The organism is Actinomadura sp. NPDC049753 (assembly GCF_040674655.1).
Lineage (GTDB): Bacteria > Actinomycetota > Actinomycetes > Streptosporangiales > Streptosporangiaceae > Spirillospora > Spirillospora verrucosospora.
The window spans coordinates 48,092-63,248 of sequence record NZ_JBFARL010000009.1 but is presented as its reverse complement, the minus strand read 5'-3'; the positions used below and the strand labels follow the sequence as shown (position 1 = coordinate 63,248).

Sequence of the window (15,157 nt, the reverse complement as noted above, 5' to 3'; positions counted from 1 at the left end):
ATCGGGCGACCGGGCGGTTCGTTGGGGTTTGGGGGAAATTAAGCGGCCGGTCTGGTGTTCGCAAGCTCCCGCGGTGATGATCAAGTCATTTCCAGGCGGGAGGATCTCGTGAACAGGATCGCCATGATCGGGGGCGGGGCCGTGCTGGCCGCCGCCCTCGCCTTCGCGGGCAGTGCCCAGGCCGCGCCGCAGGCCGCGGGGAAGCGGGTGCACGCGGTGATCGTCGGGCACCGCGGGTCGCCGGGCCAGGCCCCCGAGGAGACGCTCGCGTCCTACCGCGACGGGGTCCGCGACCGGGCCGACGTGCTGGAGGGCGACGTGCAGCTCACGGCCGACCGGCAGATCGTGCTCGTGCACGACGACACCCTCGCCCGGACCACCGACGTGGAGCAGGTCTTCCCCGACCGGGCGCCGTGGAGGGTGGGCCAGTTCACGCTGGCCGAGATCAAGAAGCTGGACGCCGGGTCCTGGTTCGACGCCCGGTACGCGGGCCAGCGGGTGCCCACCCTGAAGGAGCTGCTCGCCGCCAGGGACAGGGACACCGGGCTCAGCCTGGAGCTGAAGGCGCCCGCCAACAGCCCGGGGATCGCCACGCTGCTCGCCGAGGAGCTGAACGCGGCGGGCCTCACCGACGGCGGGACGCTCAGGTCGGGGGCCTACCGGGTCCAGGTCCACTCGCGCGACCAGGCGGCGCTCAAGGAGTTCCACGCGTCCGCGCCCAAGGTCCAGCTGTCCTACCTGACCGGCGGGACGATGCTCTCCGACGACGAGCTGTCCGCTCTGGCGGGCTGGACGGTCAGCGTGTACGCCCACCCCAGGGCGACCAGCGCCGACGACGTCAGGCGCGCGCACGCCAAGGGACTGAAGGTGTTCAGCGACCCGGTGGACAGCCCGGCCGAGGTCTCCATGGGGGCGAACCAGGGCTACGACTGGCTCGCGACGAACTTCCCCGCCACCACCCGGCGGATCCTCGACGGCCGGAAGCCCTTCCCCGGCGCGAACGGCGTCGTGATCGACAGCGTCTTCCCCGACCCGAGCGGCGACGACGCCCAGCCGGAGAAGAGCGAGCACGTGGTGCTGCGCAACACGACGTCCAGGCCGGTCGACGTGAGCGGCGGCTACCTGCGCGACCAGGCGAGCAACCTGATGCGGATCGGCTCCGGATACGTGATCCCGCCGGGCAGCCTGCTGCGCGTCTACGTCGGCCCCGGCACGAACCGCCCCGACGCCTACTACAACGGCCTGACGGTCGGCTTCCTGAACAACACCTCAGGAGACACGGTGTCGTTCTTCCGAGCCGACCACACGCTGCTCGACATCTCCTCCTACATCGTTCCCTGATCAGCCGACCGTGAGGTCGACGGGTTCGACGCCGCGCGGCTCGAACCCGAGGGTCTGGCCGTAGAACGCCAGCTCCGCCTCCAGGCAGCGGATCACCGTGTCGGCCTTGCGGAAGCCGTGCGACTCGCCCTCGAAGGTGAGGTAGGCGTACGGCATCTTCTTCTCGGCCAGCGCCTGCGCGAACCGTTCGGACTGGTCCGGCGGCACGATCGGGTCGCTCAGCCCTTGCAGGAGCAGGACGGGGCAGGCCGTGCGGTCGGCGCGGTTGATCGGCGAGCGCTCCTCGTAGGCGCGCTCGAACCCGGGGAGGGGGCCGATGAGGCCGAACAGGTAGTGGGACTCGAAGTCGTGGGTGCTCTCGGCGAAGCGCTGCAGGTCGCTGATCCCGAAGTAGGACGTGGCGGCCTTGAACACGTCGGTCTGCGTGATCGCCGCGAGCGTCGTCCAGCCGCCGGCCGAGCCGCCGCGGATCGCCAGCCGCGCCGGGTCGGCGATGCCGCCGTCGACGAGGGCGCGGGCGGCGGCGACGGCGTCCTCGACGTCGACCACGCCCCACTGGCGGCGCAGCCGCTCCCGGTAGGCGCGGCCGTAGCCGGCCGACCCGCCGTAGTTGACGTCGATCACGCCGATGCCGCGGCTGGTGAAGTACGCGCGCTCCATGTCGAGCACCGTGGACACGCGCCCGGTGGGCCCGCCGTGCACGAACACCACGTAGGGCGGCAGCTCGTCGTCCGGCCCGGCCGCCTCCGGGTTGGTCGGCGGGAACACGTAGGCGTGGACGGGGCGGCCGAACGGCCCCTCCAGGCGCTCGGCGCGCGGCCGGGACAGGTACGCGACGTCGGGCACCTCGGCCCGCTCCCGGCGCAGCCCTTCCACGCGCCCGGTCGTGGTGTCGACCCGCACCACCGAGGCCGGAAGGTCCGGTCCGCCGGCGATCCCCACGATCGTCGAGCCGTCCGTGGACAGCTGCGGCGCCCAGTGCTCGTAGGGGACCTCCAGGTCGACGAGGTCGAGGGTGTCGGTGTCGTACACGCCGAGCCGCATGTCGCCCTCGCCGTGCAGGACGGCGAGGCGCCCGTCGCCGAGCAGCGCGTACGGCATGCCGCCGAGCTGCCACAGCGGCGCGGCGAACTCCTCCTCGGCCGGGTAGAGCGCCTGCGCGGACTCCCCGTGCAGGCCGACCTGGTAGATGTTCCACCAGCCGGGCCAGTCGGAGATCACGTACAGGGACTCGTCGTCGCGCCACAGCGGCGCCAGGGCCGACTCGGTGAGGCCGCCCTTGACGGTGCGGGGGGAGACCACCGCCCCGTCCTCGATCGCCGCCACGCGCACCTCGGTGCCGTCCCACGGCATGCGGGGGTGGTTCCACTGCACCCATGCCAGGTGCCCTCCGCCGGGGGACGGCACGGGGCCCGCGTAGAACTGCGCGCCCGACACCAGCTCGCGGATCGCGCCTGCGTCGCCGGCGGCGCTGCCGTCCAGCGGGACGGCGACGATGGCGCGCCGGATGCCCGTGGCGGGCTGCTCGTCCGCGCCCTGCTCGTCCTCGGGGGCCGAGGGCTCGGCGATGTGGCCCTCGCAGACGCACCAGACCTCCGTCCCGTCCGGGGACAGGACGTAGTCGGCGTACCGCAGCCCGGCCGGGACGGCGGGCTCGGGCGTCAGCGGGTACGGCTTCGGGTCGCCCTCGTCGAGCCGGTGCAGCCGCTGGTCCTCGTAGTTGGAGAACACGACGGACCAGCCCGCGCCGGTGCGGACCGGCAGGTAGGACCGGCCGCCGTACTCGTGGACGCGGGTGCGCGCGTCCCACGGGGCCTGCAGCAGCTCGGTGCGATGACCGTCCTTCAGATGGACGACCGTGGCCCGCCCGCCCTCCTCAGGCCGCGTCTCCTGCCACCACACGTCGTCGCCCGCGACGGTGGGGAAGCTGAGGCGCAGCCGGGCGCGGGCGACATCGGCCGCAGAGATGGGTGAAGGCCATGAGCCGTAGGGAAGGGTCGCACGAGCGGTCATAACAGGAATCGTCCCGCATACGGGGATCGGTTGGGGCCATGACGGGCCGTTTGAGCTCGGAAAGATACAAGCTCGTCCCCGGGAAACCCGCCGGTAACACCAGGGTTCGCCCGTCCCGGAGACAGCGGAGGGCGCCGCCGGAGAACGGCGGCGCCCCTCGGGACGAGCGGATCCGTCAGACGGTCTGCTGGGTCACCCCGACCCCGGCGACGGGAGCGGGGCCGCCCGAGCCCATCGTCTTGGCCTCGGTCTTGCGGCTGCGGCGGCTGCGCCCCTCCAGCCACGTGGCCACGCGGCTCAGCGACATGTTGATCGCGATGTAGATGACCGCGACGACGATGCCGGCCTGGAGCACGTTGTTGCTGTAGTTCGCCGGCACCTGCTTGAAGCCGGCCTGCAGGAACTCGCCGTAGGCGATGATGAACCCGAGCGCGGTGTCCTTGAGCAGGACGACGATCTGGCTCACGATCGCCGGCATCATGACCGTGATGGCCTGCGGCAGCAGCACCAGCCGCATGACGCCGTTCTTGCGGAGCCCGATGGAGTAGGCGGCCTCCGACTGCCCCTTCGGGATCGACAGGACGCCGGCGCGCACCACCTCGGCGAGCACGGAGCCGTTGTACATCGTCAGGCCGAACACGACCGCGGCGAACGCGGGCACGGTGACCGTCCCGGCGTTGATCTCCACCCCGAAGATCGAGAAGAAGTAGTCCACCGAGAAGCGCTGCAGGGTGCCGAACTGGGACTCGGCGATCGCGGGGCTGATCTTGTTCGGGACGAAGAACGCCAGGAAGATCAGGATCAGCAGGGGGATGCCGCGGAAGAACTCGACCACGACGCCGGCCGGGACGCGGACCCACCAGTGGTCCGACAGCCGGGCGAGCCCGAACACGATGCCGAACAGCAGGGCCAGCACCGTGGCGACCACGGCGGCCTTCAGCGTGTTCATCAGGCCGGGCAGGAGCAGGTGCCTCCACACCGTCCACTTCAGGAACGGCGTCCAGAGCTTCTCCTCGAACTGCCCCTTGTCGCTGAGGCGCCAGATCAGCGCGGCCAGGACGGCCGCGAACACGATCGACACGACGGCGGTCAGGACCGCGTTGCGCGCCCGGGCCCGGGGGCCGGGGATGTCGAAGAGAACGGTCGCTTCCTTGCTCATCGCGCCACCGCCATCCGCTTGGCGAGCCAGCCGAAGAAGTATCCGGTCGGCAGGGTGAGGATCAGGAAGCCGATCGAGACGCCGAGGAAGAGGGGGATGACCCCGTTCGCGAACGTGGGCTTGTCAATGATCGTCTTGGTGACCAGCGCGACCTCGGCGTAGCTCGCGGCCGCGGCCACCGTCGTGTTCTTGATCATCGCGATCAGCACGCTGCCCAGCGGGGCGATGATCGCCCGGAACGCCTGCGGCAGGATGATCATCCGGAGGGACTGCGTGAAGGTCAGCCCGATCGAACGGGCCGCCTCCGCCTGCCCCAGCGGGACGGTGTTGATGCCCGAGCGGAGGGTCTCGCACACGAAGGCCCCGGTGTAGGCCGACAGGCCGAGGACCGCCCACCAGTAGTAGGTCGTCGAGGAGTTCTCGGAGAACTTCAGCGCGAGGATGTCGTTCAGGCCCAGGCTGCACATCAGCAGCACCAGGGTGAGCGGCGTGTTGCGCACGACGTTGACGTAGCCCGTGCCGAACGCGCGGAGCACCGGAACCGGCGAGACCCGGAAGCTCGCCAGGAGGGTCCCGATGATCAGGGACAGCACCGCCGCGGCGGCCGCGAGGCGCAGGGTCGCCCAGAACCCTTGGAGGATCTCGTCGAAGTTGTCGAAGAACGGGCTGAAGTCAAACATTGCTCAGCTGTTTCATCACGTTCCAGCGGGAGTCAGGCCAGGCCGGCGCGTCCCCGGGCGATGCTCGTCGGGGACGCGCCGGCGTGACGGGCGTCAGTCGCGGCCCTGGATCAGGCGCAGCCTTCCATCTGCGGGGCGGTCGTGGCGAGCTTGAGCCCGGTGCCCGCGAAGTGCTTCTCCAGCAGGGTCTTGGCCGTGCCGTCGGAGTACATCTGGGAGATGGCCTTGTTGACGGCCTCGCAGGTCTCGGTGTCGCCCTTCTTCAGGCCGACGCCGTACTTCTCGTCGGTGAAGGGGTCGTTGATGACCTTGAAGGAGCCCTTCTGCTGGTTGGCGAAGCCGGCCAGGATCAGGTCGTCGGTGCTGACCGCGTCCAGGGCGCCGGACTTCAGCTTGCTCACGCACTCGGAGTAGCTGGAGGCGTCGACCAGCGTGACGCCCTTGATGTTGAGCTTGCCGTCCGGCGGGCCCTCGGTGATGCGGCGGAAGGAGTTGGAGCCGGCCGCCTTGCAGAGCTTCTTGCCCTTGAGGTCGGTGGCCTTCTTGATGCTGCTGTTGTCGGCCTTGACCATCGTGTCCTGGTGGGCGACGTAGTACGGCCCGCCGAAGGTCACCTGCGACTTGCGCGCGTCGGTGATGGAGTAGGTGGCGACCACGAGGTCGACCTGCCCGCCGCCGAGGAACGACTCGCGGTTGGCGGAGGTCGTCTCCTTGAACGTGATGCCGTTCTCGGGGACGCCGAGCGACTTCGCGATGTACTTGGCGACGTCGACGTCGAAGCCGTCGAAGCTGCCGTCGGGCTTCTTCAGGCCGAGCGCCGGCTGGTCGAACTTGATGCCGATGGTCAGCTTCTTGTCGTCCTTGGCCTTCTGGACGACCGTCTTGGCCTCGGTCTTCTCGGTGTCGCTGCCGCACGCGCTGAGCGCCAGCGACAGCGCCATCCCCGCCCCGATGAGGGCGCCGAAACGACGTACTCGCATACTCGTCCTACCTCTGCTCTCTGCCGGAGCCCCGCGGCTCAGTGCGTGAGGATCTTGGAAAGGAAGTCCTTCGCGCGCTCGGTCCGCGCGTTGGTGAAGAACTCGTCGGGCGTGTTCTCCTCGACGATCTGGCCGTCCGCCATGAACACGACCTTCTGCGCGGCCCGGCGGGCGAAGCCCATCTCGTGCGTGACGACGATCATCGTCATGCCCTCGCGGGCCAGTCCCGTCATGACGTCCAGGACCTCGTTGACCATCTCCGGGTCCAGCGCCGAGGTGGGCTCGTCGAAGAGCATCACCTTCGGCTTCATCGCGAGGGAGCGCGCGATCGCCGCGCGCTGCTGCTGCCCGCCGGACAGCTGCGCGGGGTACTTGTGCGCCTGGTTGGCGATGCCGACCCGGTCGAGCAGTTCCATCGCGTGCTTCTGCGACTCCTGCTTGCCCTGCTTGCGGACCTTCACCGGCCCGAGCGTGACGTTCTCGAGGATCGTCTTGTGGGCGAACAGGTTGAACGACTGGAACACCATGCCCACGTCGGCGCGGAGCCTCGCCAGGTCCTTGCCCTCCTTGGGCAGCTCCTTGCCGTCCACGAGGATCGTGCCCTCGTCGATCGGCTCCAGCCGGTTGATCGACCGGCACAGGGTCGACTTACCGCCGCCGGAGGGTCCGATGACGACGACGACCTCACCGGAGTTCACGGTGAGGTTGATGTCCTTGAGGACGTGCAGCTCGCCGAAGTGCTTGTTGACGTGCTCGACCACGACGAGCGGCCGGTCACCTGCGGCGGCCGGCTCCGGGATGGAGTCCTCCGACCCGGTCTTGGTGAGCTCGGGCCCGCTTTCGCTGTCCGTCATGGGCACGGACTTTATGTCATCGCCGGTAGTGCCCGAGTTGCCGCGCGGTACCGATACGATCACGAATACCCACGTCGGACGGGGTTCGGTCGTGGCGGAGAGTGATCATAAAAGGCGGCGGCGGGGTGCCCCGCCCGTTCCGCCATGTCGTGCCGGGCCCGTAACCTGGATGACTGTCATGAGTGCGCCAATGGAGACGGCTCCCCGTACGTACGAGATCCGTACCTACGGGTGCCAGATGAACGTCCACGACTCCGAGCGGCTGTCGGGGCTGCTGGAGTCGGCCGGGTACGTCCGCGCGGGGGAGGCCGAGCCCGACGTCGTGGTGTTCAACACATGCGCGGTGCGGGAGAACGCCGACAACCGCCTTTACGGCAACCTCGGCCACCTGCGGCCCGTGAAGGACGGCCATCCCGGCATGCAGATCGCCGTCGGCGGCTGCCTGGCGCAGAAGGACCGCGACACCATCGTCAAGCGCGCCCCGTGGGTGGACGTGGTGTTCGGCACGCACAACATCGGGTCGCTGCCCGCGCTGCTCGAACGCGCGCGGGTGCGGGACGAGGCGCAGGTCGAGATCGAAGAGTCGCTGGTGACCTTCCCCTCGACGCTGCCGACGCGCCGCGAGTCCCCCTACGCCGCCTGGGTGTCGATCTCCGTGGGGTGCAACAACACCTGCACGTTCTGCATCGTCCCGTCCCTGCGCGGCAAGGAGCGCGACCGCCGGCCGGGGGAGATCCTCGCCGAGGTCGAGGCGCTGGTCGCCGAGGGCGCCCTGGAGATCACGCTGCTGGGGCAGAACGTCAACGCCTACGGCTCGGGCTTCGGCGCCCTGTCCGGCGCGCCCGACGAGGTCCGCGCGATGACGGGGGGCGGGCAGTCGGCGTTCGCGGGGCTGCTGCGGGCCTGCGGCGGCGTCGAGGGCCTGGAGCGGGTCCGGTTCACCTCCCCGCACCCCAAGGACTTCACCGACGACGTGATCGCCGCGATGGCGGAGACGCCGAACGTGATGCCGTCCCTGCACATGCCGCTGCAGTCCGGCTCGGACGCGGTGCTGCGCGCGATGCGCCGGTCGTACCGGCAGGCGCGCTACCTCGGCATCATCGAGAAGGTCCGGGCCGCGATCCCGGACGCGGCGATCACCACCGACATCATCGTCGGCTTCCCCGGCGAGACCGAGGCCGACTTCGAGGAGACCCTGCACGTGGTGCGGGAGGCCCGGTTCTCGTCGGCGTTCACGTTCCAGTACTCCAAGCGCCCCGGCACCCCGGCGGCGACCATGGACGGCCAGCTGCCGAAGGAGGTCGTCCAGGAGCGCTACGAGCGGCTCGTCGCGCTGCAGGAGGAGATCTCCTGGGCGGAGAACCGCAGGCAGCTCGGCCGGACCCTGGAGGTCCTGGTCGCCGAGGGCGAGGGCCGCAAGGACGAGGCGACGCGCCGGCTCTCCGGGCGGGCGCCCGACAACCGCCTCGTCCACTTCGGCGTGCCGGAGGAGCCGGTCCGCCCCGGCGACATGGTCACCGTCGAGATCACCTACGCCGCGCCGCACCACCTGGTCGCCGACAAGCCCGCGCTGGGCGTCCGCCGGACGCGCGCGGGCGACGCTTGGGAGGCGCGGCAGGGCGGGGGCGGAGGCGCCGGCGGCGTGTCGCTGGGCATGCCGTCGATCGGGCGCCCGGCCCAGCCCGCCGCGTCCGCGCCGGGCTGCTCGACCCGCCCCTGAACCACGGCGTGATCGGGCCGGTCTAGGACGGCGGCCCGCCCGTTCCGCCGGGCTGGTCGCCGGCGCCGCCGGGCTGTCCGCCCGTCCCGCCGGGGTGCTCGCCCGCGGCGCCGGGGTGCTCACCCGCTGCGCCGGGCTGGCCGCCGGTCTCGCCGGGCTGCGCGCCCGTGCCGCCGGCCTGGCCGCTCTCGCGGTCGATGTACCGGCCGGCCTGGTCCTGGACCCGGTCGACCTTGTCGGCGTACTTGCCGCCCGTCCGCTGGTCGAACGCGTCCCCGGCCTTCTCGACGCCGTGCTTGGCCTTGTCGGAGTGCTGCCCGAGCATCTGCTTGACCTTGTCGACGATCGACATCGAATCCCCCCGGATCCCTCGGCTCGTTCGGCGCCGCGGGCGCGGCGCGGCACCCGTTCATTCCGGCCATACCCGTTCTGTTGCCACAATCAATCCCGTGACCTCACCCAATGCCCCGCAAGTGATCGCGGTCGTCGGCGCCACGGCGGCCGGCAAGTCCGACCTGGCCGTCGAGCTGGCCCTCCGGCTGGACGGGGAGGCGGTCAACGCCGACTCGATGCAGCTGTACCGCGGCATGGACATCGGCACCGCGAAGCTGTCCGCGGCCGAGATGCGCGGGGTCCCGCACCACCTGCTGGACGTCTGGGACGTCACGGCCACCGCGAGCGTCGCCGAGTACCAGCGGCTCAGCGCCGACGCCATCGCGCGGATCCGGGGCCGGGGACGGCTGCCCGTGCTGGTCGGCGGTTCCGGGCTGTACGTGCGCGCCGCCCTCGACCAGATGGAGTTCCCGGGGACGGATCCGGCCGTGCGGGGACGCCTGGAGGAGGAGCTGGCGCGGGTCGGGCCCGGCCCGCTGCACGAGCGGCTGCGCGGCCTGGACCCCGCGGCCGCGGAGGCGATCCTGCCGAGCAACGGCCGCCGGATCGTGCGGGCGCTGGAGGTCATCGAGATCACCGGCCGCCCGTTCACCGCGACCCTGCCCGAGCACCGGTACCGCTACGACGACGTCGTGCAGATCGGGCTGAGCGTGCCCCGCGACGAGTTGGACGAGCGCATCGCCGTGCGGGTGGAGCGGATGTGGGAGGCGGGCCTGGTCGACGAGGTCCGGGAGCTGGAGAAGCGGGGGCTACGGGACGGTCTGACCGCCGGGCGCGCCCTCGGTTACGCGCAGGTGCTGCGGTTCCTGGCGGGGAAGTGGACGGAGGAGCAGGCCAAGGAGGAAACGGTCCGGACGACGCGGCGTTTCGCCCGCCGCCAGGAGTCGTGGTTCCGCCGCGACCCGCGCGTGCGGTGGCTGGCCTACGACGCCCCCCACCTGGTCGATCGCGCCGAGGCCCTGGTGAGGCGGGGCCGGTCGGAGCCCATATGATCGGGGGCATGCGGTTCGTCAAGGGGCATGGCACCGAGAACGACTTCGTGATCCTCCCGGATCCGGACGGCGTCCTGGACCTCACCCCGGAGGCCGTCGTGCGGCTGTGCGACCGGCGGGCGGGGATCGGCGCCGACGGCGTCCTGCGCGTGGTCCGGACGAAGGCCGCCGACGTCGACGGCGACCTCGACGCCGACGCCGAGTGGTTCATGGACTACCGCAACGCCGACGGCAGCATCGCCGAGATGTGCGGCAACGGGGTGCGCGTGTTCGCCCGCTACCTGGTCGACGCGGGCCTCGCCCCGCCCGGGGAGTGGGACCTGGCCACCCGCGCGGGCCTGCGCCGCGTGACGCTCGGCCCGTCCGGGGACGTCACCGTGGAGATGGGCCGGCCGGAGCTCCTCGGCCCGGGGGAGGCGAGCCTGGCGGGCGCGAGCTTCGCGGGCGAGCGGGTCAGCGTCGGCAACCCCCATCTGGCGTGCCGCGTCGCCGAGCCCGTCGCCGCCCTCGACCTGTCGCGCGCCCCCGGCTTCGACCCGGCGGTCTTCCCCGCGGGGGTGAACGTCGAGTTCTTCCGCGGCGTGGGGGAGCGGCACGTCGAGATGCGGGTGTACGAGCGCGGCTCGGGCGAGACCCGCTCGTGCGGCACCGGGACCGTCGCGGTGGCCGCGGCGGCGGCCGGCGGCGCGGCCGACGGCGCCGAATGGACCGTGGACGTCCCCGGCGGGCGGGTGACCGTCGTCCTGGACGGCGAGACCAGCTACCTGAGGGGCCCGGCCGTCCTGGTCGCCGAGGGCGAGACACGGCCCGGCTGGATCTAGCGGGCGACTGTCTCACCTGGGCTTGTGCCGGTCCCGGAGCGGTCCCGGCACAGACGGGACAACTGTCCCTCTCCGGCGGGACCTTCCGCCGCATAACTTCTCTCTTGCACACCCTCTGGTGAATGGCCCGTATGGACCGGGATGGGAGCCCCGGGCCCGTACGGAGCCTGAGGGCCGGTGGCGACCTTCTTGGCGGGGGGCGGTCACCGGCCCTCCCACCCGGAGAGGGCGCCTCAGGGGGAGACGCCGTTGACCGGCAGTCTGGCGCGGACCAGGGTCCCGCCCTTGGGGCCGGGCCCCACCGTGCAGGATCCTCCCAGCTCGGCCGCGCGCTCGCGCATGGAGGACATGCCGATGCCGGAACGCACCTGGTCGGGCAGCCCCACACCGTCGTCGTCGACGGTGACGTGCAGATCACCGTTCAGATGCAGCCGCACCTCGGCGCAGCCCGCGCCGGCGTGCCGGTGGACGTTCGTCAGCGCCTCCTGGACGATCCGGTACGCGGCGACCTCGGCGGCGGCCGGCAGGCCCTTCAGGTCGCCCTCGACGCGCACGTCCACCCGCGGGCCGTCCCCCGCGGCGACGACCCCGCCGAGCGCCTGGATCGCGCCCTCCAGCCCGAGATCGTCCAGGGCGGGTGGCCGCAGGCCGTACACGAGCTCCCTGATGTCGCCGATCGTGCGCCCCATGGTGGCGCGCAGCTCCTCCAGCAGGCCGTCGACCGCCTCCGGGTCGGTCTTGAGCGTGATGCGCGCGGCGTCCACCGTCATGGCGAGGCTGGCCAGCGTCGGCCCGAGCCCGTCGTGCAGGTCGCGGCGCAGCCGCCGCCGCTCCTCCTCCCGCGTGCGCAGGATGTGCTCACGGGAGCGCTGGACGTCCGCGGACAGGCGCGCCGCGTTCGCCAGCTCGGCGAGGTTGCGGGCGAGGACGTTCGACAGGCGCGCGTCCGGGGTGCGGGTGACGCCGAACAGCAGGCGCCCCACCGGCTCGCCGTGCCACACCAGCGGGATGAGCTGCGGGCGGTCGCCGAGCACGCCGTCCTCCGCCGAGACCGTCCGGCCGTCGCGGTCCAGCACCTCGATCGTGACGCCGGTCGCGTGCAGGGCCGAACGCGCCACCTCGGCGGCGACGGCCAGTGCGGCGCCCGGGTTCGCGGCGGTCTGCAGCCGCCGGTTCAGCCGGTCGGCGAGCCGGTACGGATCGCGCTCGCCGTGGATGAACGCGTCCACCATGCGCTGCAGGCGCCGCCGGACGGGTTCGAAGACCGCGCCGGCGACGATCGCCCCGGCGAGCCCGGCGAGGGTGCCGCGGCCGTGGGCGAGCAGGCTCGCGGTGCCGACGAGCGCGAAGTACACGCCGGTGATGACGACGACGAGGCCCGCGTACACCAGCGTCCGGCTGATCACGAGGTCGATGTCGTACAGCCGGTAGCGGGTGATCGCGATCGCGATGCAGATGGGGACGGCGACGATGGTGAGGTCGCGCAGCGGGTCGCCGATCGGGTCGTTCTCGCCGACGAAGATGATCGCCTCGGCGAGGATGCCGGGATAGACCACCCAGGCGATCTGCCGCCGCACGTCCGGGGGCGCCTGCACGAACCGCACGGCCACCGAGAACAGGCCCGCCGCCAGGGCGGTGACGATGACCGCGCTGATCGGGAGCGGGATCTCCTCGAACGGGTACACCGAGACGCCGTTGTGCCAGCGGCGCACGCCCGGGTCGACCGTCAGGTGCGCGCAGACGACGACCGGGACGAGGCAGGCGAGGGCGAGGGCGGGCCGGAACCACCGCGACACCAGCCGGCCGTCCGGGAAGATCAGCGGCAGCACGAGGGTCAGGGCGTAGGTGTCAACGGCCCACAGCCAGACGGCGAGCCACTGGACGAACCCGGCCCCGGGCCACCGGTGGAGCTCGAGCCAGGGGCCGAGGTTGAGGGAGAGCACGTACAGCGAGGCGCTGAAACCCGCGCCGACCATGAGCCAGGCGACCGTCAGCCCGGGCCTGTGCCGCAGCAGGACGGCGCCCACGGGCGTCCAGGCCAGGGCGACCAGGATCTCGGGATGCCACCACACCATCCGCAGTTCGGACGGCACGCGGGCGCCGATGATCAACGACGCGGCGACGGACGCGACCGCGGTCAGCGCGAGGAGGGCGCCCACGCGCCCCGCCGCGCGGTCGTGCTCTTCCGTCTCCATGCACACTCCCCGCCCGAAAGTAATGGAATGTTAAAACGCGCAGCTCCCTGTACTGCAGTGCTCAGCGCGTCCGCCTCAGGACACCGCCGGACCGGTCGGGCGGAGGGCTTTCCGGTCGCGGTGCGTGCGGGCGTGCCGTGATGGTAGCCGGGGAAACGCCCGAGATGAACGGAAGGCGCAGGTCAGCGGCCAGTCGTGGCCGCGTGCCGGGCTCCCGGGCGTGTCGGGGTGCGGGGAGGGGCGGGGCGCGCGTGCGGGGAGGGGCGGGTCAGGACGCCGGAGTCAGCATGCTCTCGCGCGTCAGGGCCTTCACGCCGCGCCTCAGGTCCTCGGCGGTGAAGTCATCGAGGAGCAGGCGCTGGATCAGGAAGCCGGGGAAGAGCGCGAACAGCGTCTTCCCGGCGGCCACGGCGTCGGTGTCGGCGGGGAGCAGGCCGGCGTCGACCAGCCGGCGGATGTAGCGGGTCCAGGTGTCGCGCAGCCCGGCCACGTTGTCGGCGACGTACGCGGCGATCTCCGGATCGTGCGTGGCGAGCGCCCAGCCCTGGGGCGCGAGCCGGAGCGGGCCGTTCTCGTCGGACATGGCGACGACCCGGGAGGCGAACCGCTCGGCCATCTCGTCGAGCGGGAGCAGCGGGTCGCTGTCGGCGAGCGCGGTGAAGAACGTGCGCAGGTCGCCGATCACGGTGGCGATGTTCGCCTCGATGATCTCGTTCTTGCTCTTGAAGTACCGGTAGACGGCGCCGGCGGAGAGCCCGGCCTCGGCGAAGACGTCCTGCATGGACGTCGCGTGGATGCCCTTGCGGATGAAGCACGTCCGCGCCGCTTCCAGGATCTGGAGGCGGCGGCGCTCCAGGTGCTCCTCGCTGACTCTCGGCATGGAGCCAATCTAAAACGAACGTTCGTTTCTTGACAAGCCCCGGAGGGGGTGCCAGGCTCCGCGCTAAAGAGAACGAACATTCGTTTTTGGAGGAGATCGTGCGGACTTCCCCCGCCGCGCGCGCCGTCGGCGTGGCCGTCGGCGCGGCGCTGCTGCAGCTCGTCATGGTCGTCGCCTTCTCGTGGCCCGCCGCGCGGACGGCGCCGCGTGACGTCCCGGTCGTCGTGACCGGTCCGCGGGCCGCCGAGGTCGCCGACATGCTCGACCGCGCGCGGCCGGGCGCCTTCGACGTCCGGACCGCTCCGGACGAGGCCGCCGCGCGTGCGGCGATCGCGGATCGCGAGGCCTACGGCGCCGTCGTCACGGCGCCGTCCGGCCCGAAGGTGCTCACCGCCTCCGCCGCCTCGCCGCTGGTCGCCCAGCAGCTCGGCGCGATCGCGACGCGGCTCCGTCCCGGGGGCGCCCCGGTGGCCCCGCCCGTCCAGGACGTGGTCGCCGCGGACTCCGACGACCCCCGCGGGGCCGGTTTCGGCGCTCTCGCGCTACCGCTGGTCATGTCCGGGCTCGCGGCCGCGGTACTGATGACGTTCGCCATCCCGTCCCTCGCCTGGCGCACCGCCGGCACGGCGATCTTCGCCGCGCTGGGCGGGCTGGACGTCGCGTGGATCGCGCAAGGCTGGCTGTCGCTGCTTCCCGGCTCCTACGTCACGCTCGCCGGAGTCATGGCGCTGACCGTCCTCGCCGTGACCGGAACCGTGGTCGGCTTGGCCGCCGCCGTCGGCCGCGCCGGATTCGGACTCGGCGCGCTCACGCTGCTGCTGCTCGGCAATCCTCTGTCGGCGGCGACCTCGGCACCCGAGCTGCTGCCGCAGCCGTGGGGCACGATCGGCCAGTACCTGCCGCCGGGTGCGTCGGCCACCCTCCTCCGGTCGGCGGCGTTCTTCGACGGCGCCGGAGGCGCCGGCCCCATCGCCGTCCTGACCGCCTGGGCCACCGCCGGTCTCGGGCTCGTGGTCTTCGGCGGCCTGCGGAGGCGTTCGGCAGGCGAGGCCGAGCACGGCCGCGAACCGGCGCTCGCGTGACCTTCAAAGCCGTGACTCTTGACGAAATCCGTACGCTTTCCGTGGCC

General features: G+C 71.9%; 13 protein-coding genes. 5 read left to right on the top strand and 8 right to left on the bottom strand.

Features of this window, described 5'->3' with window-relative positions:
• Positions 1-108 precede the first annotated feature (108 nt).
• Entirely contained in the window at positions 109-1,341 is a 1,233-nt protein-coding gene (locus tag AB0K37_RS04515; protein ID WP_363974682.1) for a glycerophosphodiester phosphodiesterase family protein, read from the top strand.
• Here AB0K37_RS04515 and AB0K37_RS04510 read toward each other — a convergent pair whose 3' ends face one another.
• From AB0K37_RS04510 to AB0K37_RS04490, 5 genes are all read right to left on the bottom strand, one after another.
• On the bottom strand, positions 1,342-3,354 hold the full coding sequence (locus AB0K37_RS04510) for a prolyl oligopeptidase family serine peptidase (protein ID WP_363974679.1): 2,013 nt from the start codon (positions 3,352-3,354) through the stop codon (positions 1,342-1,344). It abuts the gene before it with no gap.
• Positions 3,355-3,529: 175 nt separating this feature from the next.
• A complete protein-coding gene (locus AB0K37_RS04505; RefSeq protein ID WP_363974676.1) occupies positions 3,530-4,513 on the bottom strand; it encodes an amino acid ABC transporter permease in 984 nt (327 codons plus the stop codon).
• Positions 4,510-5,193, bottom strand: coding sequence for an amino acid ABC transporter permease (locus tag AB0K37_RS04500; protein ID WP_363974673.1), 684 nt, complete (start codon positions 5,191-5,193; stop codon positions 4,510-4,512). Before AB0K37_RS04500 ends, AB0K37_RS04505 begins: the two co-directional genes overlap by 4 nt.
• 110 nt (positions 5,194-5,303) lie before the next feature.
• Positions 5,304-6,173 carry a glutamate ABC transporter substrate-binding protein gene (locus AB0K37_RS04495; protein ID WP_363974670.1) on the bottom strand — a complete coding sequence of 290 codons (870 nt, stop codon included), beginning with the start codon at positions 6,171-6,173 and terminating at the stop codon, positions 5,304-5,306.
• 38 nt (positions 6,174-6,211) lie between these two features.
• Positions 6,212-6,934: an amino acid ABC transporter ATP-binding protein gene (locus tag AB0K37_RS04490; RefSeq protein WP_363974727.1), complete on the bottom strand. Its 723-nt coding sequence runs from the start codon at positions 6,932-6,934 to the stop codon at positions 6,212-6,214.
• Between the two features lie 271 nt (positions 6,935-7,205).
• On the opposite strand from AB0K37_RS04490, the gene miaB reads away from it, so the two are divergent.
• Complete coding sequence (gene miaB, locus AB0K37_RS04485; protein ID WP_363974667.1) at positions 7,206-8,747, top strand: tRNA (N6-isopentenyl adenosine(37)-C2)-methylthiotransferase MiaB; 1,542 nt, start codon at positions 7,206-7,208, stop codon at positions 8,745-8,747.
• A 22-nt stretch (positions 8,748-8,769) separates the two neighbouring features.
• On the opposite strand, the gene AB0K37_RS04480 is transcribed toward miaB, so the two are convergent.
• On the bottom strand, positions 8,770-9,099 hold the full coding sequence (locus AB0K37_RS04480; RefSeq protein ID WP_363974664.1) for an antitoxin: 330 nt from the start codon (positions 9,097-9,099) through the stop codon (positions 8,770-8,772).
• Between the two features lie 121 nt (positions 9,100-9,220).
• Between AB0K37_RS04480 and miaA the strand changes: the two genes are divergently transcribed.
• Positions 9,221-10,132: a tRNA (adenosine(37)-N6)-dimethylallyltransferase MiaA gene (miaA, locus tag AB0K37_RS04475; protein WP_363974724.1), complete on the top strand. Its 912-nt coding sequence runs from the start codon at positions 9,221-9,223 to the stop codon at positions 10,130-10,132.
• Between the two features lie 8 nt (positions 10,133-10,140).
• Complete coding sequence (gene dapF / locus AB0K37_RS04470) at positions 10,141-10,953, top strand: diaminopimelate epimerase (protein ID WP_363974662.1); 813 nt, start codon at positions 10,141-10,143, stop codon at positions 10,951-10,953.
• Positions 10,954-11,186: 233 nt separating this feature from the next.
• Here the strand turns inward: dapF and AB0K37_RS04465 are convergent, their stop codons facing one another.
• On the bottom strand, positions 11,187-13,148 hold the full coding sequence (locus AB0K37_RS04465) for a histidine kinase (RefSeq protein ID WP_363974659.1): 1,962 nt from the start codon (positions 13,146-13,148) through the stop codon (positions 11,187-11,189).
• A 268-nt stretch (positions 13,149-13,416) separates the two neighbouring features.
• Positions 13,417-14,028: a TetR/AcrR family transcriptional regulator gene (locus tag AB0K37_RS04460; protein ID WP_363974656.1), complete on the bottom strand. Its 612-nt coding sequence runs from the start codon at positions 14,026-14,028 to the stop codon at positions 13,417-13,419.
• A gap of 98 nt (positions 14,029-14,126) precedes the next feature.
• Between AB0K37_RS04460 and AB0K37_RS04455 the strand changes: the two genes are divergently transcribed.
• Positions 14,127-15,110, top strand: a complete 984-nt coding sequence (locus AB0K37_RS04455; RefSeq protein ID WP_363974653.1) for a hypothetical protein — start codon at positions 14,127-14,129, stop codon at positions 15,108-15,110.
• The last annotated feature ends 47 nt before the right edge of the window (positions 15,111-15,157 follow it).

What these genes read in the sequence shown, in the direction of transcription:
- AB0K37_RS04500 (WP_363974673.1), bottom strand. Translation starts at nt 5,193, where the DNA reads ATGTTTGACTTCAGCCCGTTCTTCGACAACTTCGACGAGATCCTCCAA.
- miaB (WP_363974667.1), top strand. Translation starts at nt 7,206, where the DNA reads ATGAGTGCGCCAATGGAGACGGCTCCCCGTACGTACGAGATCCGTACC.
- AB0K37_RS04460 (WP_363974656.1), bottom strand. Translation starts at nt 14,028, where the DNA reads ATGCCGAGAGTCAGCGAGGAGCACCTGGAGCGCCGCCGCCTCCAGATC.
- AB0K37_RS04510 (WP_363974679.1), bottom strand. Translation starts at nt 3,354, where the DNA reads ATGACCGCTCGTGCGACCCTTCCCTACGGCTCATGGCCTTCACCCATC.
- AB0K37_RS04465 (WP_363974659.1), bottom strand. Translation starts at nt 13,148, where the DNA reads ATGGAGACGGAAGAGCACGACCGCGCGGCGGGGCGCGTGGGCGCCCTC.
- AB0K37_RS04480 (WP_363974664.1), bottom strand. Translation starts at nt 9,099, where the DNA reads ATGTCGATCGTCGACAAGGTCAAGCAGATGCTCGGGCAGCACTCCGAC.
- dapF (WP_363974662.1), top strand. Translation starts at nt 10,141, where the DNA reads ATGCGGTTCGTCAAGGGGCATGGCACCGAGAACGACTTCGTGATCCTC.
- AB0K37_RS04495 (WP_363974670.1), bottom strand. Translation starts at nt 6,173, where the DNA reads ATGCGAGTACGTCGTTTCGGCGCCCTCATCGGGGCGGGGATGGCGCTG.
- AB0K37_RS04505 (WP_363974676.1), bottom strand. Translation starts at nt 4,513, where the DNA reads ATGAGCAAGGAAGCGACCGTTCTCTTCGACATCCCCGGCCCCCGGGCC.